At 70.8% G+C, this 22,341-nt stretch carries 24 protein-coding genes; 11 read left to right on the top strand and 13 right to left on the bottom strand.

Translation table 11 applies throughout. The features are described from left to right. Window positions 1-229 precede the first annotated feature (229 nt). Complete coding sequence (locus tag J2Z79_RS07945) at window positions 230-919, bottom strand: class I SAM-dependent methyltransferase (RefSeq protein WP_209466335.1); 690 nt, start codon at window positions 917-919, stop codon at window positions 230-232. A gap of 92 nt (window positions 920-1,011) precedes the next feature. Here J2Z79_RS07945 and J2Z79_RS07940 point away from each other — a divergent pair, with 92 nt between their 5' ends. Together J2Z79_RS07940 and J2Z79_RS07935 are read left to right on the top strand one after the other, a co-directional pair. Then, complete coding sequence (locus J2Z79_RS07940; protein ID WP_209466334.1) at window positions 1,012-2,310, top strand: TSUP family transporter; 1,299 nt, start codon at window positions 1,012-1,014, stop codon at window positions 2,308-2,310. Window positions 2,311-2,462: 152 nt separating this feature from the next. After that, window positions 2,463-4,091 carry an aspartate:alanine exchanger family transporter gene (locus tag J2Z79_RS07935; protein ID WP_209466333.1) on the top strand — a complete coding sequence of 543 codons (1,629 nt, stop codon included), beginning with the start codon at window positions 2,463-2,465 and terminating at the stop codon, window positions 4,089-4,091. A gap of 87 nt (window positions 4,092-4,178) precedes the next feature. Here J2Z79_RS07935 and J2Z79_RS07930 read toward each other — a convergent pair whose 3' ends face one another. Beyond that, window positions 4,179-4,736: a YkoP family protein gene (locus J2Z79_RS07930; RefSeq protein ID WP_209466332.1), complete on the bottom strand. Its 558-nt coding sequence runs from the start codon at window positions 4,734-4,736 to the stop codon at window positions 4,179-4,181. Beyond that, window positions 4,693-5,457 carry a polysaccharide deacetylase family protein gene (locus tag J2Z79_RS07925; protein WP_209466331.1) on the bottom strand — a complete coding sequence of 255 codons (765 nt, stop codon included), beginning with the start codon at window positions 5,455-5,457 and terminating at the stop codon, window positions 4,693-4,695. Before J2Z79_RS07925 ends, J2Z79_RS07930 begins: the two co-directional genes overlap by 44 nt. 96 nt (window positions 5,458-5,553) lie before the next feature. Between J2Z79_RS07925 and J2Z79_RS07920 the strand changes: the two genes are divergently transcribed. Beyond that, window positions 5,554-5,775 carry a hypothetical protein gene (locus J2Z79_RS07920; protein ID WP_209466330.1) on the top strand — a complete coding sequence of 74 codons (222 nt, stop codon included), beginning with the start codon at window positions 5,554-5,556 and terminating at the stop codon, window positions 5,773-5,775. Window positions 5,776-5,804: 29 nt separating this feature from the next. Then, window positions 5,805-6,740 carry a D-2-hydroxyacid dehydrogenase gene (locus J2Z79_RS07915; RefSeq protein ID WP_209466329.1) on the top strand — a complete coding sequence of 312 codons (936 nt, stop codon included), beginning with the start codon at window positions 5,805-5,807 and terminating at the stop codon, window positions 6,738-6,740. Between the two features lie 65 nt (window positions 6,741-6,805). On the opposite strand, the gene J2Z79_RS07910 is transcribed toward J2Z79_RS07915, so the two are convergent. Both J2Z79_RS07910 and gap read right to left on the bottom strand, forming a co-directional pair. Next, entirely contained in the window at window positions 6,806-6,991 is a 186-nt protein-coding gene (locus J2Z79_RS07910) for a hypothetical protein (protein WP_209466328.1), read from the bottom strand. Between the two features lie 38 nt (window positions 6,992-7,029). Further along, on the bottom strand, window positions 7,030-8,067 hold the full coding sequence (gap, locus tag J2Z79_RS07905) for a type I glyceraldehyde-3-phosphate dehydrogenase (RefSeq protein ID WP_209466327.1): 1,038 nt from the start codon (window positions 8,065-8,067) through the stop codon (window positions 7,030-7,032). A 357-nt stretch (window positions 8,068-8,424) separates the two neighbouring features. Between gap and lpdA the strand changes: the two genes are divergently transcribed. The 5 genes from lpdA (at window position 8,425) to J2Z79_RS07880 (ending at window position 13,963) form a co-directional block, all read left to right on the top strand. After that, entirely contained in the window at window positions 8,425-9,840 is a 1,416-nt protein-coding gene (gene lpdA, locus J2Z79_RS07900; RefSeq protein WP_209466326.1) for a dihydrolipoyl dehydrogenase, read from the top strand. 33 nt (window positions 9,841-9,873) lie between these two features. Continuing rightward, window positions 9,874-10,878, top strand: coding sequence for a thiamine pyrophosphate-dependent dehydrogenase E1 component subunit alpha (locus J2Z79_RS07895; RefSeq protein WP_209466325.1), 1,005 nt, complete (start codon window positions 9,874-9,876; stop codon window positions 10,876-10,878). A gap of 4 nt (window positions 10,879-10,882) precedes the next feature. After that, window positions 10,883-11,866 carry an alpha-ketoacid dehydrogenase subunit beta gene (locus J2Z79_RS07890; protein ID WP_209466324.1) on the top strand — a complete coding sequence of 328 codons (984 nt, stop codon included), beginning with the start codon at window positions 10,883-10,885 and terminating at the stop codon, window positions 11,864-11,866. Between the two features lie 18 nt (window positions 11,867-11,884). Next, complete coding sequence (locus J2Z79_RS07885) at window positions 11,885-13,288, top strand: dihydrolipoamide acetyltransferase family protein (protein WP_245302422.1); 1,404 nt, start codon at window positions 11,885-11,887, stop codon at window positions 13,286-13,288. A gap of 150 nt (window positions 13,289-13,438) precedes the next feature. Next, on the top strand, window positions 13,439-13,963 hold the full coding sequence (locus tag J2Z79_RS07880; RefSeq protein ID WP_209466323.1) for a short-chain dehydrogenase: 525 nt from the start codon (window positions 13,439-13,441) through the stop codon (window positions 13,961-13,963). 177 nt (window positions 13,964-14,140) lie between these two features. Here J2Z79_RS07880 and J2Z79_RS07875 read toward each other — a convergent pair whose 3' ends face one another. The 5 genes from J2Z79_RS07875 to J2Z79_RS07855 all read right to left on the bottom strand — a co-directional run bounded on the left by J2Z79_RS07875 (window position 14,141) and on the right by J2Z79_RS07855 (window position 18,022). Further along, window positions 14,141-14,959, bottom strand: a complete 819-nt coding sequence (locus tag J2Z79_RS07875; protein ID WP_209466322.1) for an energy-coupling factor ABC transporter ATP-binding protein — start codon at window positions 14,957-14,959, stop codon at window positions 14,141-14,143. Continuing rightward, entirely contained in the window at window positions 14,940-15,794 is an 855-nt protein-coding gene (locus tag J2Z79_RS07870) for an energy-coupling factor ABC transporter ATP-binding protein (RefSeq protein ID WP_209466321.1), read from the bottom strand. The genes J2Z79_RS07875 and J2Z79_RS07870 overlap by 20 nt, the downstream gene beginning before the upstream one ends. Further along, window positions 15,791-16,567 (bottom strand): energy-coupling factor transporter transmembrane component T family protein, encoded by a 777-nt coding sequence (locus J2Z79_RS07865; protein WP_342589443.1) that lies wholly within the window; start codon window positions 16,565-16,567, stop codon window positions 15,791-15,793. Before J2Z79_RS07865 ends, J2Z79_RS07870 begins: the two co-directional genes overlap by 4 nt. An 85-nt stretch (window positions 16,568-16,652) precedes the next feature. Beyond that, the gene (locus J2Z79_RS07860) at window positions 16,653-17,261 is read right to left on the bottom strand and encodes an ECF transporter S component (protein ID WP_209466320.1); all 609 of its coding nucleotides are present in this window, start codon (window positions 17,259-17,261) and stop codon (window positions 16,653-16,655) included. Window positions 17,262-17,272: 11 nt separating this feature from the next. Continuing rightward, window positions 17,273-18,022 carry a nucleoside phosphorylase gene (locus tag J2Z79_RS07855; protein ID WP_209466319.1) on the bottom strand — a complete coding sequence of 250 codons (750 nt, stop codon included), beginning with the start codon at window positions 18,020-18,022 and terminating at the stop codon, window positions 17,273-17,275. Between the two features lie 151 nt (window positions 18,023-18,173). Here J2Z79_RS07855 and lipA point away from each other — a divergent pair, with 151 nt between their 5' ends. Next, window positions 18,174-19,112, top strand: coding sequence for a lipoyl synthase (lipA, locus tag J2Z79_RS07850; protein WP_209466318.1), 939 nt, complete (start codon window positions 18,174-18,176; stop codon window positions 19,110-19,112). A gap of 113 nt (window positions 19,113-19,225) precedes the next feature. Here the strand turns inward: lipA and queG are convergent, their stop codons facing one another. After that, window positions 19,226-20,359 carry a tRNA epoxyqueuosine(34) reductase QueG gene (gene queG / locus J2Z79_RS07845; RefSeq protein ID WP_209466317.1) on the bottom strand — a complete coding sequence of 378 codons (1,134 nt, stop codon included), beginning with the start codon at window positions 20,357-20,359 and terminating at the stop codon, window positions 19,226-19,228. 217 nt (window positions 20,360-20,576) lie between these two features. Here queG and J2Z79_RS07840 point away from each other — a divergent pair, with 217 nt between their 5' ends. After that, window positions 20,577-21,089: an NUDIX domain-containing protein gene (locus J2Z79_RS07840; protein ID WP_209466316.1), complete on the top strand. Its 513-nt coding sequence runs from the start codon at window positions 20,577-20,579 to the stop codon at window positions 21,087-21,089. Window positions 21,090-21,091: 2 nt separating this feature from the next. On the opposite strand, the gene J2Z79_RS07835 is transcribed toward J2Z79_RS07840, so the two are convergent. Together J2Z79_RS07835 and J2Z79_RS07830 are read right to left on the bottom strand one after the other, a co-directional pair. Beyond that, window positions 21,092-21,502: a (deoxy)nucleoside triphosphate pyrophosphohydrolase gene (locus J2Z79_RS07835; RefSeq protein WP_245302421.1), complete on the bottom strand. Its 411-nt coding sequence runs from the start codon at window positions 21,500-21,502 to the stop codon at window positions 21,092-21,094. Window positions 21,503-21,541: 39 nt separating this feature from the next. Then, window positions 21,542-21,820, bottom strand: a complete 279-nt coding sequence (locus tag J2Z79_RS07830) for a TFIIB-type zinc ribbon-containing protein (RefSeq protein WP_209466314.1) — start codon at window positions 21,818-21,820, stop codon at window positions 21,542-21,544. Between the last annotated feature and the right edge of the window lie 521 nt (window positions 21,821-22,341).

Below are 22,341 nucleotides of genomic sequence, written 5' to 3'. Positions count from 1 at the left end.
TGTAGGGCTACGACCGGCGGAAGCCGGATGCGGGAAAACTGCACGTCCGGTTTGACGAGGGGGCGTTGGCCGAAAGGCCAGCCCCTACTCTATTCGAAAGGTTCATGATGCCAGCGCGGCCTACATGAGATTGCAGCGAGTCGCTGCCTGGGCCCGCGCGGCCCGGCCAACTCCCGGGTCCACCGTGCAGCGCTGGCAATCGCGAGTTCGGCGGTGTTCAGCCCGCCAGTCAGGTGGCGGGCTCCAGGAGCGGCCAGCCGAAGCGGGCGGCGTCCCCGCCGGAGTCACCCCCGAGCGTGAGCTGGCGCCAGAACCAGGAGCGACGCCAGCGCAGGCCCTCCAGGCCCGGGTAGCTGCGCAGCTCGGCGAGGCCCTCGTCACGACAGCCCGCCCGGACGGCGTGACCGCGGAGGTCGATCGCCACCACGCCGGGACGGGTGGCCGGGCGACCGCAGACGTCGACCGCGACCACGCCGATGCGGGCGGCCTCGCGCCAGTGCAGGAGCGTCCAGGGAATCTGGAGGGGCGGCAGGCGGCGCAGCACCAGCGCTGCGGTGACGACGTCGGCCGAGGCGGGCTCGAGTTGCTGCATGTGGCCCTGCAGCACGCACACCCGGGGATCCCCGGCGAAGCGGCGCGCCGTGCGTATGCACGCCGCCGGGGTCCGCTCCAGCCGCGTGATGGCGATGCGCACCCCGGCGCGGTCCGCCCAGCGGAGCAGGACCTGACCCACCTCGCAACCGCCTGCGCCGACGTCCAGCACGTGCAGCCGTCCCGGGCGGCCCGCCGCCTCCCAGAGGCGGACCACGCCATCGCAGGCCGCCCGCGCCCCGCCCAGCCGCCGGATGATCCAAGCACGCGGATCCGCCGGCCCGGTCCCCGGGCCACCGTCGCCGCCGCGGCGGGTCTCTCCCGACATGCCCTCACCTCCCGCCGCCTAGCCTGCCCTCCTCCGGGAAAGACTAGACTGGAGATGGCACTCGTCAGGGGGGAGGGAGGCCGGAAGGGACGATGACGGAGACGGCGCTTCTGATCGGGATCGGGATTGCCGGCGGGTTCGTGGCCGGCCTGCTGGGCCTGGGGGGAGCCGTGGTCCTGGCGCCCCTCCTGCTCACCGTGCCCGCCTCCCTTGGCATGAAGAGCTTCGCCATGCGCGACGTGGCGTCGATCACGCTGGTCTACGGGCTGCTGTGGGCCGCCGTCTCCCTCTGGAGCAGGGGCCTTCCGAGGGCGGCGGGCCTGCGGCCGGCGCTGCTGCCCGGCCTGGTGGGCGCAGGGGCCGGACTGGCCGGCGGGCTGCTCTCCGCCCGCCTCCCCGGGCGTACCCTGCTCTTGCTCTACGCCGCGTTCGCCACCCTGGCGGCCCTGCTGCTGCTGGTTCCCCGGTGGCCCGCCCGGCACAGGCGGGTGCGGCGCCCCCGGCCGTCCTGGGGTGCCGTCGCCGCCGCGGCGGGCACCGGGATGATGGCGGGCCTCGTGGGGGCGGCCGGCGGCTTCCTGCTGGAGCCGCTGGTGGCCCGGACCGTGCGGTCCCGCCGGGTCGCCGAAACCGCCGTGGTGGGCATCGTGCTGCTGAGCGCGGCCGGCGGGCTCGCCGGCAAGGGGCTGACCGGGCAGCTGAACCTGTGGCTGGCGGGGCCTCTGGTGGGAGGGGCCGTACCCGCCGCCTGGTGGGGCGGCGTGGTCGCGCGCGAGCTCAGCCCGCGGCGTTTAGCCTGGGCGGCGTTGGCCTGCACCTGGGCCGCCGCGGCCGGGCTGTGGCTGCTGGTGCTGCCTGAGCTGGGTGCGCGGGTGCGCCCCGGCCACCTCTACCTGCTGGCGATGGCGCCGGCCGCCCTGGCTGCGCTCTGGCTGGCGGGTCGGCGCGGGTGGGGGCTGGCGGTCGCCGGGCCCCGGATCCGCGCGCCGGGGAGGGCCGGGTCGGCCGACAGGCCGGCCGCGCTGCTGCCCGAGGAGCTGCGCCGCCTGGTGGTGGAGGGGCCGACGCCGCAGATCGTCGACCTGCGGGAGCCCGAAGCCTTCGCCCGCAGCTCGCTGCCAGGCAGCCTGAACATCCCGTGGTCCCAGTTGGAGGCCTGGCTGGAGGTCGCGGACCCGCAGGACGGGGCCCTGTTCGTGTGCGAGGACGGGGTTCGCAGCGCCCGGGCCGCCAGTCTCGCTGCAGCGCGGGGGTTCCGGACCCGGTACCTGGAGGGCGGCATGGCCGCGTGGGAGGCGCTGCAGGCCGAGCTGCCGCCCGTCGGGGACATCCCGGGCGTGGTGCCGCACGGCGGGCCGGTGGAGGTGGAGGGGCCGCCCGGGCTGGGGTAGACCCGGTCGGCGAGGCCCGGAACCGGGGGCCGGTCCAAGGTCCCGCCTGAGACAGAACAGTGCGGCAGGTGTGAGACAGGAGGAAGTGTGCGGGCGTTTAAGTTAAAGAGTGGGCCTCGGGCCCGAGTACTCCTGTGGAGGCTGCCCTGAGCATGCTAGGCATCCTGCAAGACAACCCGCTCCTCCTTCTCTTCCTCGTCGCTGGCATCGGCTTTCCCCTGGGGCGCATCCAGGTGGCCGGGGTCCGGCTGGGGGTCGCCGCCGTCCTCTTCGTCGGGCTGGCCTTCGGCGCCCTGGACCCCAGTCTGAAACTGCCCGAGCTGGTCTACCAGTTCGGACTGGCGCTCTTCGTCTACTGCGTCGGCCTCAGCAGCGGCCACGGCTTCTTCCGCTCCTTCCGGGGCCAGGGGCTGGTCTACAGCCTGCTGGCCGCTGCCGTCATCCTGCTGGCCGCGCTGCTGCTGCTGATCCCGCACTACCTGTTGGAGATGAGCCCCGCCGAGACGGCCGGCGTCTTCGCCGGCCTGCTGACCTCGACGCCGGCGCTGGCTGCGGCGGTGGAGTACCTGTCCCGCTCCGGCGGGGCGGGGCAGATCACCGAGCCGGTGGTCGGCTACTCCATCGCGTACCCGGTCAGCGTCATCGGCATGATCCTGGCGATCTACCTGGCCCGGCGGCTCTTCCGGATCGACTACCTCGCCGAGGCCCGGTCGCTGAAGGACATGCCCGGCGTCCCGGAGGAGATCACGTCCTGGACCCTGCGGGTGGACCGGCCGGAGGCTGTCGGCCGCAGCGTCCACGACCTGGTGGTGGTCCACCGGCTGAAGGTGGTCTTCGGACGCATCCGGCGGGGGGAGCACGCCGAGGTGGCCAGCTGGGGCAGCCGGCTGGAGCTCGGCGACCTGGTGACCGCCGTGGGGACCGTGGAGGAGCTCGAGCGCGCCGCTCAGGTCATCGGCTGCGTCAGCGACCAGGAGGCCGACCTCGACCGCTCCGAGGTGGACACGCGGCAGGTCTTCGTCTCGAACCCCGACGTGGCCGGCCGCACCCTGCGGGAGTTGGAGCTGACTCACCGGTTCGGGGTGATCGTCTCGCGGGTGTGGCGCGGCGACATGGAGTTCCTGCCCCACGCGGACATGGTGCTGGAGCTGGGCGACCGGGTGCGGGTGCTCGCGCGGCGGGAGCGGATGGACGAGGTGGCCCACTACCTCGGCGACTCCTTCCGGGCGGTCTCGGAGATCGACGTGGCGACCCTGGGCCTGGGGATGGTGGCGGGCATCGGGGTGGGGCTCCTGCCGATCCCCCTGCCCGGAGGCATCACCATCCGCCTGGGGCTGGCCGGCGGTCCCCTGATCGTCGCCCTGCTCCTGGGCTTCCTGCAGCGCACGGGCCCGCTGGTCTGGGTGCTGCCCTACAGCGCCAACCTGCTCCTCCGGCAGCTGGGGCTCACGATCTTCCTGGCCGCGATCGGCACGCGCTCCGGTTACGAGTTCGCCCACATGCTCACCCAGGCCCGGGGCTGGGCCATCCTCGGCGCCAGCGGGGCCATCACCTTCCTCTGCGCCTGGGCCATGCTCTACGTGGGGTACCGCTGGCTGCGGATCCCCATGGGTCTTCTCACGGGACTGCTGTCCGGGATGCAGACCCAGTCCGCCACGCTGGGCTACGCCCTCGAGGAGGCGCAGAACGACCTGCCCAACGTGGGGTACGTCTCCGTCTACCCGGTGGCGATGGTGACGAAGATCATCCTGGCCCCGGTGCTGATCGCACTCCTGTCATAACGCCCAAGGGGCTGCCCCGCGGATCTCTCCGCCCGGGCAGCCCCGTTCTCTTTCTCACCTGCGGCGCTCCAGGTCGCCGCACACGTCTTACCCGCCCCGCGCCCTGGACCCGTAGCGCGCCCGGAACTCGGCCATCGGCAGGAAGATCTCCCTGGCGATCAGCTCCTCCTCCCGGTGCTGCAGCCGGTCCTCACCCTCCGGGTGGTAGGCCGTGAGCAGCAGCCGCATGTACCAGGTGGCCAGGCGGCCGCCCGTGCCGGGATCGGGCTCGGCGACGGTGAAGCCCAGGAAGCCCACGCCCCGGTGGAGCAGGGTGAGGCCCCAGAGCCCGGCCGCCGCGGCGAGGCGGGGATCCGCCTCCACCTGCCGGGCCAGCGCCTTCAGGTCCTCCAGCAGGATCCGCCGCAGGCGCAGGATGCGCTTGTGCGCCGTGTCGCCGGCGGCGGACTCCGCCAGCAGCCGGCTGTCGAGGTGCAGCTCCAGCACGAGGTCGCCCCGGCGGAGCCTCGCCCCGGTGGCCGTCTCCAGGCCGCGGCCGGGGTAGCGGCGCAGGCTGTAGCCCAGCACGCCGCCCTCCCGCACGGGGCGGATGGCCAGCAGCTTACGGACGAGGCGATCCCACGCTCTGATCAGGCGCCGCATCATGGGGCAGCCCTCCGTTTCCCGGTGACAGCAGCTGAGAGAGGCCGACGAGTTCCAACCCCTTCCGCCGCAGCCCCGAGATCAGCCGGGGAAGGACCCGGGCGACGATGGCGGGGGCGTCGCGGCGTGAGCCGGGACCGGCGCAGTCGTGCAGCAGCAGCACGGTGCCCGGCTGGGCGTGGCGCATGGCATCCGCGTAGATCGACTGGGCCGTGGTCCTGCGGGACCACTCGGAGACGTAGAGCGACCAGACGACGGGGATGAGGTTGTGGCGCCGGGCGGCGATGCCCGTCCAGAGGTTGAAGATCCCCCAGGGCGGGCGGTAGTAGCGGGGCCGGTGCCCCAGGATCGAGGTGAGCACCTGTACCGTCGCCCCGACGTCCTGCAGCGTGGCCCTGAGCCCCAGCAGCGCCGGCATCTGGTGGCGGTAGCCGTGCACGCCCACCTCATGGCCTGCGGCGGCCACCTGCCGGACGATCTCCGGGTGCGCCTCCGCCTGGCTGCCCAGCATGAAGAAGGTGGCCGTCACCCCGTGGCGGTCCAGGATCTCCAGGATGCGCGGGGTCCAGACGGGGTCGGGCCCGTCGTCGAAGGTCAGGGCCACCTGCGGCAGGGCCGCCGGGGCCCCCTTCAGCGCGCGGGAGAAGCCCGTCCGCGCCAGCAGCGTGGGCAGGCCGACGTAGCCGAAGAGGGTCATGAGCAGGAGCGTCAGCGGATCGGGCACAGGTCTTCCCCCTTATCCGCGTCCGCCCTGTCCCGGGGGGCGACAGGAGCGGGGCCGGACGATGGCGAAAACGGTGTGCGAAGGGAGGGGTGGCGCATGCGTGGGGGTGCGCTTGGCTTTTTGATCACGCTGGGGCTCTGGGTTCTGCTGCTCCTGGCCTACATGGGCATCGAGGCGGTCCGGGGTCACGATCCGTTCGCCTGGTTCGCCTGGGTCCCGGGAGGGCGGTACGTCACCATCACGGTGGCGGTGGTCCTCGCGCTGGGCACGGGCATCGGCATCGCCTCCGACCGGCTTCGCTCGCGCACCGGGCGCTGAGCCGCCCCGGTGAAAGGAGGGGGGATGGCATGTCCCGTGTGATTCTGGTCTACAACGAGGCCGCTGCCAGTACCTATGCGGACCAGCTTGCCCGCTTACTACCTTCTTCGGCGGGCTACCGGATCTTTCCTTGCACGTCCCGGGAGGAGGCGGCCCGCGCCGTAGGCGAGGCCGAGATCATCTTCTGCTGGCGGTTCCCCACAGACCTCTTCCGGGAGGCCCGGCGGCTGCGCTGGGTGCAGGCGATGGGCGCGGGGGTGGAGGACCTGGTGATCGCCCCGCTGCCGGATACCGTGCTCGTCACCCGGGTGGTGGGGCTCTTCGGCGTTCCGATGAGCGAGTACGTGTTCGCCCACATGCTGGCCCACGCCCAGCGCCTGCAGCGGCAGTACGCCCAGCAGGCGGACCGGCTCTGGAAGCCGTTCATGGCCGGGCGGCTGGCCGGCGCACGGCTGGGCATCGCCGGGGTGGGCTCCATCGGCCTGGCCATGGCGGCCCGGGGGAAGGCATTCGGCATGGAGGTCTGGGGCCTGGCCCGCACCCCGGGGGACCGGCCCCACGTGGACCGGCTGTTCACGCCGGACCAGGTGCGCGCGTTCACGGCTGGCGTCGACTACCTGGTGAGCACCTTGCCCGACACGCCCGAGTGCCGCGGGCTCATCGACCCCGAGGCGATGAAGGAGGGGGCGGTGCTGATCAACGTGGGGCGCGGCGCGACGATCGACGAGGACGCCATCCTGCGGGCGGTGCGCAGCGGGCGCATCCACGCCGTCCTCGACGTCTTCAGGCAGGAGCCGCTGCCCCCGGACCACCCGTTCTGGACGGAGCCCAACATCACGGTGACGCCGCACCTGAGCGGCCTCACCCGCCCCGCGGAGGCGGTGGAGTACTTCGTCGCCAACCTCGGGCGGTTCGAGCGGGGCGAGCCCCTGGTTGGCGTGGTGGACCGCGACCGGGGCTACTAGCCACCTCAACAGTAAGAGGGCGACCGCACGTGCCGAGGTTCGGCACATGCGGTCGCCGTTTCTGTCTACCGGCTGTCGGCGTGGTCCGGTTCGCTGGTCTTCTCCCACACGGTGGGCTTCCCCGTGGAGGGGCATTCCCGGAACTCGTCGCCGACGTTGTAGGTCCACCGGGAGTTGTCCTCGCACTTGTAGGTGCCCGGATCCTCGACCTTCTGGCCTGTCCGGCCCCGGGGCGGCTGGCCCTGGCTCACGCAGATCACCTCCCGGAGGTAGTCTGCGCGAGATCGGTCTAGTCCGCGGCGACCTGCTCGGGCCGCGCGGCGGAGAGCTGGCGGGCGACCATGGCGGCCAGGTCGACCACCCGGCACGAGTAGCCCCACTCGTTGTCGTACCAGGCGACCACCTTGGCGACGTTGTCGGGGCCGACCATGGTCAGGGAGCCGTCCACGATGGCGGAGTGGTCATTGCCGACGAAGTCGACCGAGACCAGCTCCTCCTCGGTGTACGCCAGGATCCCCCGGAGCGGGCCCTCGGAGGCCTCCCGCAGCGCCTGGTTGATCTCCTCCCGCGCCGCCGGGCGGGCGAGGCGGGCGACCAGGTCGACGACCGAGACGTCCGGCGTGGGTACGCGCAGCGCAAAGCCGTTCAGGCGGCCCTTGAGCTCGGGCAGCACCTGCGCCACCGCGCGGGCCGCGCCGGTGGTGGTGGGGATGATCGAGGCGGTCGCCGACCGCGCCCGGCGCAGGTCGCGGTGCGGGTTATCCAGCATGTTCTGGTCGTTGGTGTAGGCGTGCACCGTGGTCATCAGCCCGCTCTCGATGCCGAAGGCCTCGTGCAGGACCTTGGCCACCGGGGCGAGGCAGTTGGTGGTACAGGAGGCCGCCGCGATCACGTGGTGGCGGTCGGTGCAGTAGGCGTCTGCGTTGACGCCCATCACGATGGTGACGTCTGGATCCTTGGTGGCCGTGGTGATGATGACCTTCCGGGCGCCGGCCTGCAGGTGCAGCGCGGCCCGTTCCCGCTCCTTGTACTTGCCCGTCGCCTCGATCACGATGTCGATGCCGAGCTCCTCCCAGGGGAGCAGGGCCGCATCCCGCTGGGCGACCAGCCTGATGGGGCGCCCGTCGACCAGGATCTCGCCGTCGCCCGCGGTTACCTGGGCGTCCAGCCGGCCGTGGACCGTGTCGTACTTCAGCAGGTGGGCCAGGGTACGGGCGTCATACGATGCGTTAATGGCTGCCACGTCGAGATCAGGGTGGGTTAGCAGCCTCCGGCAGACCATGCGGCCGATGCGCCCAAAGCCGTTGATCGCCACCTTGGCCTTCACGGCTTCCTCAGTCCTCCCGCCACGGGGCCTTGCCGCCCCGGTAGTCAATAAGTGCTACAGTCTCACCATAGCATGGGCCGTGAGATCGTGCTAATCGATCATGCCGATTCGTTACATTAAGCAATTCTATCTACTGACGGGCATTTTTCGGGGTCCGGCGACCCGGGACCGACCGCGTTGCAGCAGGATGCCTGCATTCTATTGCAGGCTAGTGCAATATCATGCAGATGCCGTAAAGCGGCGCCTCGTTCTTTCGTCCTACGGTATATGGCACGAAAGTTGCATAGAGAGTGTAGTACAAATGGCTCATATGTCCGGCGGCCGGGTGATGTCCGGGGAAGGGAGGCGGCACCAGCCATGTCTCATACCTACGATGTCGTGGTGCTCGGGGGCGGTACCGGCGGGTACGTCGCGGCGATCCGCGGGGCGCAGCTGGGCCTGAAGGTCGCCCTGGTGGAGCGCGACAAGGTGGGCGGCACCTGCCTGCACCGGGGGTGCATTCCCACCAAGGCCTACCTGAAGAGCGCGGAGATGCTGCACGCCGTGCGGCAGTCCGGGGAGTTCGGGATCACGGCCGAGGGCGTGGCCCTGAACTTCGACGGGGTGCGCGCGCGCAAGGAGAAGATCGTCAGCAACCTGCACAGGGGCGTACAGGGGCTGCTCAAGAAGAACGGCGTGACGGTGTTCCAGGGCACGGGAGCCCTGGTCCCGCCCTCGATCTTCTCGCCCAACGGCCTCGTGTCGGTGATGGTGGGCGACCAGCAGGAGCTCCTGGAATACGGCAAGGTCGTCATTGCCACCGGGTCGCGGCCCAAGACGATGGGAATCCCCGTCGACGGCGCCCACGTGATGACCTCCGACGAGGCCCTGGTCCGGCCGACCCTGCCCGAGTCGGTGATCATCATCGGCGCCGGCGTGATCGGCATGGAGTGGGCCAGCCTCTACCACGACTTCGGCGTGAAGGTGACGGTGCTGGAGTTCCTGGACCGCATCCTGCCCACCGAGGATGACGAGGTGGCCGCCGAGCTGCATAAGCTGATGGGCCGCCGCAAGGTCGAGATCGTCACGGGGGCGGCCGTGCTGCCCGAGTCGGTGCAGGTGCGGGACGGCCGGGTGACGCTGCAGGCCCGGGTCGGGGACGAGGTCCGGGAGTACGCGGCGGAGGCCCTGCTGATCGCCGTCGGGCGGGAGCCGGTGACCTCAGGGTTCGGGCTGGAGAACCGGGAGAAGGTTACGTACACGAAGGGCGGCTTCATCGAGGTGGACGGCTTCTGCCGCACCGGTGACCCGGCGCTCTACGCGATCGGCGACGTGGCCGGCGGGGGACTGGCCCACGTGGCCTCGCACCAGGGGATCATCGCCATGGAGCACATCGCCGGGCACTCGCCCGAGCCCTTCGACCCGCGCCGGGTGCCGCGCTGCGTCTACACCCGGCCTGAGGTGGCGGCCGTCGGCCTCACCGAGGCGCAGGCCCGGGAGGCGGGCTACGAGGTGCGGGTCGGCAAGTTCCCCTGGCGGGGCATCGGAAAGGCGCTGGTGGAGGGCTCGCTGGACGGCTTCGCCAAGGTCGTGGCCGACGCCCGGACAGGCGACGTCCTCGGGGTGCACCTGATCGGCCCCGACGCCACGAACCTGATCTCCGAGGCGGGGCTCGCCCTGGTGCTGAACGCCTCCGCCTGGGAGGTCGGCCAGGTGATCCACCCCCACCCGACGCTCTCCGAGATCTTCGGCGAGGCGGCGCTGGCGGTGGAGGGCAGAGCGATCCACATGTAGATGACCTTGACACGAAGGGGGAGGGGGAGAGCGATGATGGAGGCGACCACGGCCCGGCACGAGGCGCTGGGCCTGACGCGGGACCAGATGGTGGAGATGTACTACTACATGCTGCTGACCCGCCGGCTGGATGAGCGGCTCTGGCTCTTGCAGCGGGGGGGCAGAATCCCGTTCGTGATTTCGCCGCAGGGTCAGGAGGCGGCCCAGGTGGGGGCGGCCTTCGCCTTCCGCAAGCGGCAGGACTGGTTCGCACCGTACTACCGCGACCTGGGCATCAACCTGGTGGCGGGGGTCACGCCCCGGGAGGTGATGCTGAGCGCCTTCGCCCGGGGGGCCGACCCCGCGTCCGGCGGCAAGCAGATGCCCTCGCACTGGGGGCACCGGGCGCTCAACATCGTGTCCGGCTCGAGCCCTGTTACGACCCAGATGCTCCACGCGGTGGGCATCGCCCAGGCGGCCCGGATGCGCGGGGACGACGTGGTGGTCTACACCGCCTGCGGCGAGGGCTCGTCCAACCAGGGCGACTTCCACGAGGCGCTGAACTGGGCCGGGGTGCACAAGCTGCCCGTGATCTTCATGGTCCAGAACAACGAGTACGCCATCTCGGTGCCGCTCACCCGGCAGGTGGCCGGCGGCTCGGTGGCCGCCCGCGGCCAGGGCTACGGCATGCCGGGCATCGAGGTGGACGGCACCGACGTGCTGGCGGTCTACGAGGTGGTCAAGGCCGCGCACGAGCGGGCCCGCCGGGGGGAGGGGCCCACGCTCATCGAGGCCCGCTGCATCCGCATCACGTCCCACTCATCCGACGACGATCAGCGGCGCTACCGCGACCCCGAGGAGATCGCGGCCGTGCAGGCGCGCGACCCCATCGTGAAGGCGCGCCACTACCTGCGGGAGCACGGGCTGCTGGACGAGGCCGGCGAGCAGGAGCTGGAGCGCAGGGTGATGGCGGCGGTCGACGACGCCACCGACTGGGCCGAGGCGCAGCCGTACGCGGAGCCCGAAGAGGCCCTGCGCCACGTGTACAAGGAGGGGTGAGCCGATGGCGGTGATGAACCTGGTCGAGGCGGTGCGGGAGACGCTGCGGGCCGAGATGCGGCGCGACCCCGACGTGTGGATCGTCGGTGAGGACGTGGGCCGGAAGGGCGGTGTCTTCGGCGCCACCCTGGGGCTCTACGACGAGTTCGGCCCCGAGCGGGTGCAGGACTCGCCGCTCACCGAGTCCGCCATCGTGGGCGTGGGCATCGGCGCGGCGCTCTACGGCACCAAGCCGGTCTGCGAGATCCAGTTCGCGGACTTCATCTTCCCGGCGATGAACCAGATCGTCTCCGAGGCGGCGAAGATGCGCTACCGCTCCAACGGCGCCTGGTCGGTGCCGATGGTGATCCGGGCGCCCTTCGGCGGCGGCGTCCACGGCGGGCTCTACCACTCGCAGTCGGTGGAGCAGTACTTCACCAACACCGCGGGCCTGAAGGTCGTGGTGCCGTCCACCCCGTACGACGCCAAGGGCCTGCTGGCGGCGGCGATCCGCGACCCCGACCCGGTGCTCTTCTTCGAGCACAAGGGGCTCTACCGGGCCATCAAGGGCGAGGTGCCCGAGGAGGACTACGTGATCCCCATCGGCAAGGCCGACGTGAAGCGGGATGGGACCGACATCACGGTGATCACATACGGTAAGGTCGTCCACTTCTGCCTGGAAGCGGCGGAGCAGCTGGAGAAGGAGGGCTACTCGGCGCTGGTGCTCGACCTGCGCACGCTGCTGCCGCTGGACCGGGAGGCGATCGTGGCGGCCGCCCGCAAGACGGGCAAGGTGCTGATCGCCCACGAGGCCTCCAAGACCCACGGCGTGGGCGCCGAGGTGGCCGCGCTCATCGCCGAGGAGTGCCTGTTCGACCTGGACGCCCCGATCCAGCGGCTCTGCGGGCCCGACGTGCCCGCGATGCCGTATGCCGGGCCCATGGAGAAGTTCTACATGCTGTCGCCGGAGAAGTGCCTGGCCGCCATGCGGCAGCTGGCGCAGTTCTAGGGGGAGGGGGGAACGGCGTTGGAGATCAGGATGCCCCAGCTCGGCGAGTCGGTTACGGAAGGGACGATCAACCGGTGGCTCGTGGCCCCGGGGCACGAGGTGAAGAAGTACCAGCCCATCGCCGAGGTGATCACCGACAAGGTGAACGCCGAGATCCCGGCCCCCGCCGACGGCCGGATCCTGACGCTGGACGTGCCCGAGGGGACCACAGTCCAGGTGGGCGTGCGCATCGCGACGATGCAGGCCGCGGGTGAGGAGCCTGTCGCGGTGGCTGCTGCGGCGTCCGCCGGTGCGGCGGCCTCCGGGGCCGGAGCTGCCGCAGGTGCCGCCGCGTCGGGGGCGCGTGCGGGCGTGGTGGGCGGCGCCCCGGCGGTTGCGACTGGTGGTCAGCCGGGCGGTGCCCCCGCAGGTGCGGCGCCCGCTGCCCGCGGCCGGTACAGCCCGGCGGTGATGCGGCTGGCCCAGGAGCACGGCATCGACCTGAGCCTGGTGAAGGGCACGGGCCTGGGCGGGCGCATCACCCGCAAGGACGTGGAGGCGTTCATCGCCGCCGGGGGCGCGGCTGCCGCGGCGCCGGCCGCACCCGCCGCCGCCCCGGTTCCTGCCCCTGCGCAGGCCTCCGGTACGGCCCCCGCCCCGGCTCAGCCCGGACCGGTCTCGACCGGCGCCCCGGTGCACGCCGGGCCGGTTGTGGCCGCATCTCCGGTGCAGGCGGGGCCCGGCGACCGGCGGATCCCCGTCGACCCGGTGCGCCGGCGCATCGCCGGCCGCATGGTCCAGTCGAAGCACGAGGCGCCGCATGCCTGGACGATGATGCAGGTGGACGTCACCAACCTGGTGCGGCTGCGGGAGCAGGTGGGGCCGCAGTTCAAGCGGGAGCAGGGGATCAGCCTCTCCTACGTGCCGTTCTTCATCAAGGCGGTCGTGGAGTCGCTCAAGGAGTACCCCATCCTCAACTCGCAGTGGGCCGGCGACGAGATCGTGATCAAGCAGGAGATCAACATCTCCATCGCCGTGGCCACCGAGGACGCGCTCGCGGTGCCGGTGATCAAGAACGCCGACCGGCTCTCCATCGCCGGCCTGAACCACGCCGTCGCCGACCTGGCGGCCAGGGCCCGGGCCGGGAAGCTGACGCTCGACGACGTGACCGGCGGCACGTTCACGGTGAACAACACCGGCGCCTTCGGCTCATTCATGTCGGCGCCGATCATCAACTACCCGCAGGCAGCGATCCTCTCCTTCGAGGCGATCACCAAGATTCCGGTGGTGCTGGAGAACGACGCCATCGCCATCCGGTCGATGATGAACATCTGCCTGTCGCTGGACCACCGCATCCTGGACGGCCTGGTCTGCGGCCGGTTCCTCCAGGCGGTGAAGCGGCGGCTGGAGTCTTACGGTCCCGGCACCATCAACCTGTACTAGCGCAAGCAGTGGACCCGGGCCGGTGCCCGGGTCCGTACGCACATGGTCACAGGTGCGCCCTTCGCGGCGTCAGCGGGCCGGACTGCGCATCGGGTGGTCAGCAGCGGCCCCGTACCGCTTTTCGCTTCCCCAGGTAGAGGAGGGGTAAAGATGCACGCGCTCGTCGTCGGTGGAACGGGCATGCTCCGGGAGGCCACTCTGGCGCTGGCCCGCTCGTTCACGACCGTAAGCGTAGTGGCCCGGAGCGCGGAGAGGCTGGCGGGAATCAACCCGCTGTCGGTGGACTATCGGGACTCGGCAGCGCTCGCGGCGGCCCTGAGGCGGGCGGTCGAGCAGCACGGGGCCATTCAGCTGGCTATCTGCTGGATTCACAGTACGGCCCCGGCGGCGCTGCCGACGGTGGCTGCGGAACTCGGCCGCAGCGGAGAACCCTGCAGGCTGTTCCATGTGCGGGGGAGCGCTGCAGCAGACCCCACCCGCCTGCCGCGGCCCGCCCTGGAGGAGATCCCGCCAAACGTGTCCTACCGGCAGGTGATCCTCGGCTTTCAGATCGAGGGGGACCGCTCCCGCTGGCTCACCCACGCAGAGATCAGCCAGGGCGTGCTCAAGGCGGTTCAGGAGGACGCCGAGTACCACGTGGTGGGCGTCGTGCGTCCCTGGGACCGGCGGCCGTGACATGCGGTGACCCAGTGGCGCAGTCGAAGTGGCGGCCGGTCACACCGTTACTGAGGGCGTGGACGTCACACAGAGACGACCACGCCCTCTGAGCTTACGAATACCTGATAGCACGAGGCGCAATGGCAGGCGTGTTCGGTAGGGGGGCGACAACGGAACTCGACTCTGTTCTGCGACCTACAGTGTCTCCCCACTTGCCTTCGCCCGTATCCGCGCCACGAAGTCCTCCACGGTGAGCGGCGGACGGGCGAGGCCCAGCTCCCGTCCCAGCACCGTGACCGGCGGCGGCTCCAGGCCGGCCTGCCGCAGCAGGTCGGGCCGGGCGAAGATCTCCTCAGCGGTGCCGTCGGCCAGCACCTGCCCGCCCTGGAAGACCAGGACCCGCTGGAAATAGCGGGCGACGAAGTCCATGTCGTGGGTGATGGTGATCACTGTGCGCCCCTGCTCCCGGAGCCACGTGACGATCTCACCGATCTGCCGCACGCCCGTGGCGTCCTGGGCGATGGTCGGCTCGTCGAGGATCACCACGGGCGTCTCCATCGCCAGCACGCTGGCGATGGTCACCAGCTTGCGCTCCGCCAGCCCCAGGTCGTACGGGTTGTGCCCCTCGACCCCGGTCAGCCCCACCCTGGCCAGGGCGGCCCCGGCCCGCCGGCGCGCCTCGTCCGGGCTGAGGCCCAGGTTGAGGGGGCCGAACATCACCTCGTCCAGCACCCGGCTCTTGAACAGCTGATCCGTGGGATTCTGGAAGACCAGCCCCACCTTGCGGGCCATGCCGGCCACGGTGGTGGAACTCGTGGTGACCCCGTCCACCCAGACCTCGCCCCGGGTCGGCCTGAGGAGACCGTTGAGCAGCCGGACGAACGTGGACTTGCCCGCGCCGTTCTGCCCGATGATGGCCACCGCCCCGGGCTCGAGCGCGAGCGTGATCCCCCGCAGCACCTCCACGCCCGGGGTGTAGTGGAAGTGCAGGTCCTTAACCCTGATCTCGGCCAAGCGCCGCACCCCCAATCCTGACGGCCGCCTCGACGGTGACCGGATAGCTGCCGTCCTGCTCCCGCCAGCCCAGTTCCCGGGCGGCCGCGGTGACGGCGGGGACCGCGACCCCGCGCGCCTCGAGGCCGTCCAGGCTGAAGACCTCGCCCGGCGGGCCCCAGGCCAGCACCTTTCCCCGGTCCAGCACCAGCACCTTGTCGGCCCGGGCGGCGATGCGGTCCACCTTGTGCTCGGCCATCACCACCGCCATGCCCCGCCGGCAGAGGTCGCCCACCGCGGCGAAGACCTCGCTGGTGCCCGCCGGGTCCAGCTGCGACGTGGGCTCGTCCAGGATCAGGACCTCCGGCTCCATCACCAGCACCGAGGCGATGGCCAGCCGCTGCATCTGCCCGCCGGAGAGGGCGAAGGGGCTGCGGTCGCGCAGCTCCCAGAGCCCGAGTAACCGCAGGGCCCACTCGATGCGCCGGATCATCTCCTCCCGGGGAACCCCGGCGCGCTCCAGGCCAAAGGCGACCTCCTCGTACACGCTGAACTTGGCGCCCGACATCTGGGTGAACGGGCTCTGGAAGACGAGCCCCGCCCTGCGGCTCACCTCGGCCACCGGCGCGGCGTGTACGTCCAGCCCCGCCACCTCGACCCGGCCGCCGATGGCGCCCTTGTAGAAGTGGGGCACCAGGCCCACCAGCGCCTGGCAGAGGGTGGACTTGCCCGCCTTGTTGGGGCCCACGATGCCCACGAACTCGCCGGGCTCCACCGTGAAGCTGATGCCGTCCAGGGCCAGCTCCGTCTGCCGGGGATAGCGGTAGCGCAGGTTCTCCACCCGGATCACGCTCATGACAGCACCACCCGCCCCGCGATGCCGAGCAGGAGCACGGCCAGGGCGGCGATCCGCACCGGCCAGGCGTAGCCCGGGATCGACTCTTCGTTCAGGAACGTGGGCCTCCGGTTGGAGGCGAAGCCCCGCACCTCCAGCGCCAGGGCGCGCTCCTCGGTGGCGATGAGGGAGGAGGTGACCAGCGGGCCCATGAGGGGGATGAAGGCGCGCAGGCGGACCCAGAGGCTCCCCTCGGTCTCCATGCCCCGGGAGCGCTGGGCGTCGGTAATCCGGTTAGAGGCCTCCACCATGGTGGGGATGATCTGCAGCACCGCGATGATCACGTAGCCGAACCGGGCGGGCAGCCCCCGGCGCATCAGGGACTCCACCAGGTCGGAGGGCCGGGTCGTCAGGATGAGGATGAGGCTGGAGGCGAGGATGTTGTAGAGCCGCAGGGTGAGCCGGAGGCCCAGGAGCAGGCCCTCCCGGTAGAAGGTGAGCGGGCCCAGGGCCAGCGCCGGGGTCTCGTTGCCGGCGTAGACCAGCCCCTGGACGACGAAGAAGGTGACGGCGATCAGGGCTACCCCCGCGAAGACGGCGGCCGTACGGCGCAGCACGCCGGCCGTCGCCAGCAGGGCGAGCGAGGCCGCAAGCAGGAGCGCCGGGGCCAGGTGGCCGGGCAGCAGGAAGGTGCAGGCCAGGCCGACGACGGTGATGAGCATCTTGGAGACCGGGTCCAGCCGGTGCACCCACGAATCGCCGGGTACGTAGAGGGTGAACTGCAATGCGGTCACCTGCCTGTCACTCAGGCGCCGGGGCTGCCAGAGAGACAGCCCCGGCGCCGTTCTGCGATGCGAAAGCCGGTCCGGTCTATGGCCGCTACAGCTTCTCCACCTGGTCCTGGCCGGCGAAGAGGCCGGTGAGGCGCTGCGGCAGCGCCTTGAAGATCAGGAAGGAGACGATGACCGTAGCCACCTTGTCCAGGAGGTCGACGACCAGCTCGTCGATGAAGGAGGCGATCCAGACCGGCGTCCCCTGATCGCGCAGGATCGTGTAGAGGGCGTCACCCCAGACGTTGCTGGTGGTGCCCTCCCAGAGGATGACGTTGATCGGGGTGGAGACCACCGCAGCGGCCAGGGCCACGATCAGGCCGAGCAGGACGGCCCGGCCGAAGTCGCGGATCCAGCCGGTCATGGCCAGGTAGCCGACCACAAGGCCGATGACGATGGAGGTGATCAGGTACCAGAATGAGACCGGGTCGGCCGTGATGCCGAAGATGATGTTGTTCACGGCTCCGGAGATGGCGCCGATCCATGGCCCGGCCAGCATGCCGGCGAGGACCGTGCCGATGGAGTCGAGCCACAGGGGGAGCTTCAGCGCAGCGGCGAAGAGCTTGCCGACGTAGTTGATGCCCACGGCAACCGGAATCAGCACCAGGGAGAGGGTCGTGAACCGGAACGCCCATACGTTCTTCTGCTGTGCAGCCATGCGAGCACCTCCTAGCAAGTTTCCTCCGCCCACAGGGCATGGAGCGCGTGCAGTGCAACCCTGATCTCGGCAGTTTCGCCTCGCCGTGCCGCCTCCTTTCCCGCCACCAGGTCGTTGATCCCCGCCTCGAGCCCGCCGTCTGCGGGCACCACCACGTTGAGCACGCTCCCGGCCCTGGCGCCGCGCAGGCGGGCTACGGTGAGGAGCGTGGCGGTCTCCATGTCGGACCCGAGGACGCCCTTCCCCGCCCAGAAGCGGGTCAGCTCGTCCTCCCGGTCGGTGTAGAAGCTGTCGTGGCTGCGCACGATGCCGGCGTGGGCGGTTGCGCCCAGCCCCTTCGCCGCCTGCAGGAGCGCGGTGAGCACCGCAGGGTCGCTGACCGCCGGGTAGGCGGCGGGGACGTACATGGCGCTGGCCCCCTCCTCCCGCACGGCCCCCACGGCGACCAGCAGGTCGCCCACCCGGATGTGGGGCTGCAGGGCGCCGGCGCTGCCGATGCGCACCAGGACCCGCGCCCCCGTGCGGATCAGCTCCTCCACGGCGATGGCGGCGGAGGGGCCGCCGATGCCGGTGGAGGTGGCAGTGACGGGCATGCCCTGATAGGTACCGGTGATGGTACGGTACTCCCGGTTGCAGGCGACGGGTTCCCAACGGTCCAGTTGGGCGGCGATCGCGTCGATCCGCCCCGGGTCGCCGGGCAGCAGGACGTAGGGTGCAATATCGCCTGTGCGGCACTGGATGTGCGGCTGGCGCTCCTCCACGGCGATTCCCCCTGACGCGGCAGTTTGGCACTCACATGACAATTTTACCACAGTCTACAACTGGGGTACCATGATTTCCCGTGCCCGAGGAGGGGGCCACGTTGCGCGGCAGGGAAAAAGCGGGTAGACTTTGGTCTAATGAGGTGAGACCATGGCAGAGTTCAGGATCGACCCCGACCTGGAGCTTCCGATCCTGCCCAGCCGCGCCAGGCCGGACGTCAGCCGGAAGCCCGAGTGGCTGAAGATCAACCTGCACACCGACCCGGAGTTCGTCGAACTGAAGCGGCTGATGCGCGGGCGCGGGCTGCACACCGTCTGCGAGGAGGCCCGCTGCCCCAACATCTTCGAGTGCTGGAACCGGCGCACGGCGACGTTCATGATCCTGGGCGACGTCTGCACCCGCAACTGCGGCTTCTGCGCCGTCACCTCCGGCGCCCCGGCGGGGCTCGACCTGGATGAGCCCGAGCGGGTGGCCGACGCCTGCGTGCAGATGAACCTGCGCCACGTGGTCGTCACCTCGGTGGCGCGCGACGACCTGCCGGACGGCGGCGCCCGGATCTTCGCCGAGACCATCCGGGCCATCCGGCGCAAGAACCCCTCCACCGGCGTCGAGGTGCTGATCCCCGACTTCATGGGCAACTGGGACGCGCTGGCCGAGGTGATGGAGGCCGAGCCCGACGTTCTCAACCACAACATCGAGACCGTGCGGCGCCTCTCCGACCGGGTGCGGTCGCGGGCCAAGTACGACCGCTCGCTGGAGGTGCTCCGGCGGGCCAAGGAGATGAAGCCGCACATCAGCACCAAGTCCTCCATCATGGTGGGCCTGGGCGAGACCATGGCCGAGCTGTACGAGGCGATGGACGACCTGCGGGCGGTCGGGGTCGACATCGTCACCTTCGGCCAGTACCTGCGGCCGACATCCCGCCACCTGGCGGTGGCGAAGTTCTACACGCCGGCCGAGTTCGCCCACCTGCGGGAGGAGGCGCTCAGGAGGGGCTTCGCCCACTGCGAGTCGGGCCCCCTGGTGCGCTCCTCCTACCACGCGGACGAGCAGTCCGCACAGGCGGTGGCCCGCCGCACGGGCAAATGACAGGGAGCCGGCCCTCACCGCCGGGCCGGCTCCCTGCCCACCAAGAATGGGCGTAGCAGAGGCGCCAAATATGAGCTGCCTCTGCCTGCTATTCTGGCCGAAGGATGGACGACCTATTCACCGCCGCCCAGGGATTCCAGGGCGGCTTTCAACTCGATGAGAACCGGCGCGGCGGCCTCACGCGCCGCTCGCTCTTCCAGGGCCTGCCGTGCCGCAGGGGCCGCTTCCGGGACCAGCCGGGCGAGGCGGCCCAGCGCCCAGGCCGCGTGCGCCCGGATCACCTCGCTCTCGCTCCCCAGGGCCGCCACCAGCGCCGGCAGGGCCGCGGGGTCGCCGCTGTTGCCCAGGGCGATCACCGCGTTGCGCTGGATGGTCGTCTTGCCCCGCCAGCCGGCCGCCGTCGGCTCGAACAGGCGGCGGAACTCGCTGCCGGTCATCGCCATGATCTGCAGGAGGTCCGGCTGGCCCCCGCCCAGCTCAGCCGCCGGCGCGAACTCGGGGTGGGGGGAGGGGCGGGCCCGCCGGTTGTAGGGGCAGACGTCCTGGCAGTCGTCGCAGCCGAAGAGCCGGTTGCCCATCGCCTCGCGGTACTCCGGGGGGATGATCCCCTTCATCTGCGTGATGTAGGAGAGGCAGCGGTTGGCGTCCAGCCGCCACTCGGTGAGCGCCCCCGTCGGGCAGGCGTCGATGCAGAGGGTGCAGTCGCCGCAGGCCGGCGGTACCGGCTCGTCGGGCGGCAGCGGCAGCGTGGTCAGCAGTTCGCCCAGGAAGACCCAGGTGCCGTACTCCCGTGTGATCAGGTTGGTGTGCTTGCCGAACTTGCCGATGCCGGCCCGCTCGGCGACGGCCCGGTCCAGTGGCGGGCCGGTGTCCACGTAGGCCAGGTGCCGGTGGCCCGGCGCCCGCTCCTCCAGCCACCCCGCGAGACGGAGGATCCGCTCCTTCAGGATGTGGTGGTAGTCGCGCCCCCGGCAATAGCGGGAGAGCCAGCCCCTGAGCGCCGGGCCGCCGCCGGGCGGCGGCGGGGCGTCGGGGTGGTAGTAGGAGATGCCGCAGGCGACGATGGACCGGACCCCTGGCAGCCACTGCTCGGGGTAGACCCGTTCGGCGATCACCTGGTGCTCGTAGGGGTTGGGCCCGTGGCCCCGCTCCCTCCGCTCCTCCAGGAGCTGCTGCTCCCGCAGGAAGGGGTCGGCCGGGGCCACGCCCACCAGGTCGAGGCCGACCTGCGCGGCGTAGGCCTTCATCTCCTGCTTCAGGCGGTCCAGGTCCAGACGGATCCCCTCCTCTCCAGTGGGTTGCCGCAGCGGGGCGGAAATGGTATTTCAAAAGTTGCTCGCAACCGGACTGGCTGCCGCTGCACTGCGCACGGCCGGAGCGCTGGCCTGGCCGGTCCGGCGGCGGGCGGCGGCCGGAAAGGGCGCTTCTGGATCAGATGAACTTGACGACAGGGAGTGAAGTGCGATGGGCGTGCATCTGAAGGAGCGCCGTGTCGTGGCCCGGGTGATCGTGACCAACCGGGCTGGGGAGCTGCTGCTCTGCCACAGCCGGACCGGCAGGGCGTGGGTGCTTCCCGGGGGCACGCTGGAACCCGGCGAGGACCTGTACGCCGCCGCGGTCCGGGAGGCGCTGGAAGAGGCGGGCGTCGCGGTGAAGGTGGGCGCGCTCGCCTACGTGCAGGAGTTCCGGTCGGCCCGCCGCTCGGAGCACGTGGTCGAGGTGGTGTTCCGGGCCGAGGCCACCGTCGACCGCCCGGTCGACGGCGCGGCCGGAGAGGCGGTGGAGCCGCTGGGGCCGCACGGGCGGCCGTGGCAGGCGTGGCGCATCCGGGACGTGGACGGCCCGGTGCGGGTGTGCCGCTGGTTCTCCCGGGAAGAGGTGGCCGCCCTGCCCGATCCGGTCTACCCCGAGGAGCTCAGGGGGCCGCTGTGGGAAGGAGGCGGGGCCGTCCACCTGGGCGTGGTCGACCTGGAGTAACCTTACCGGCCGGCCCGGACTCCCGCCTCCGCCTGCAGCCGTGCGACGGTGGGCAGGTCGGCCGGCGCCCACGAAAGCCGGCCGAGGTCGGCCACGGGCAGCCAGCGCAGCTCGGCGTGCTCCCGGGGCGTGGGCTGGCCCCGGACGAGGCGGGCGCGGAAGGTGACGAGCCGGACGACCGCGTGGGGATACCGGTACGTCGTCTCGGCCACCCGCTCGCCCACCGCGATCTCGCAGCCCAGTTCCTCGCAAATCTCCCGGCGCAGCGACTCCGCAGGTTGCTCGCCGGGTTCAATCTTTCCGCCGGGGAACTCCCACAGCCCGCCCTGGGCCTTGTCCGACGCCCGGCGGGCGCAGAGCACCTCGCCGGCCTCGTTCTGGATTACGGCGCCGACCACGTCCACCTGCCGCATCCGCTGCCTCACCTGCCTGCTGGTTGCTGACCACGGGCCTCAGTCGTCGAGGAGGTCGAGGATGGCGAAGTCGAAGATCTCCTCGAGGAAGTGCTTCCGCTTCTTCTTCCGGCGATAGGAATCCTCGTCGTCGTACCGGTCGCCATACGCCGGCCGGGGGTGGTACCGGTACTCGTCCTCCCAGGCCTGGCCGGCGGCCAGCAACTTGTCCAACTCGCCGCCGTCCAGCCAGACGCCGTGGCACTCGGTGCACACGTCGAGGCGGACGCCGCGGCGCTCCACCTCCCGCATCGGAACATTACACAGCGGGCAGCGCATGGCACACCTCCTCGGTTCGAGTCACCCTTAGTTAGGACTCCGTGTATGCGAATATGGTTTTCAGTGGGTGAGGTCACGATATTGCTCGCCTGCCGCCGCCCCGGCGGCCGGGCGATTGCCCGGGTCCATCCCACCGAGGCAACCGGGCCCACCCCGGCCCCCCGTAGCAGGGTGCAGCCGGTCGAGTGCACTGTCGCACATGACAGGAGGCAAATGGAAGCAAAGGTGATTCGTAAACTTTCGGAGAAGGATTGACACCCTATTATGCATAACTCATACATATACGTCTTACATTGACCTACATGTACGTATTGCATTCACCGGGCTCGCAAAAGGGGAGGATGACCGTGCATCACCGCTGATGCGGGGCCCATCTATCCCTCCACACGGGGGTGTGCGATTTTGTACCGGGTCCCGACAACGGACATCCGTGCTGGCATGCGCCTAGGGAAAACCGTGTTCTCACCGAACGGCCAGGTGTTGCTGCAAGCGGGAACCGTTCTGCGCGAATCCTTTATCGG

The sequence above is a fragment of the Symbiobacterium terraclitae genome, from assembly GCF_017874315.1.
GTDB classification, from domain to species: domain Bacteria; phylum Bacillota; class Sulfobacillia; order Symbiobacteriales; family Symbiobacteriaceae; genus Symbiobacterium; species Symbiobacterium terraclitae.
Note: the sequence above shows the minus strand (reverse complement) of the source record. Positions and strands in the feature narration are given on the sequence as shown.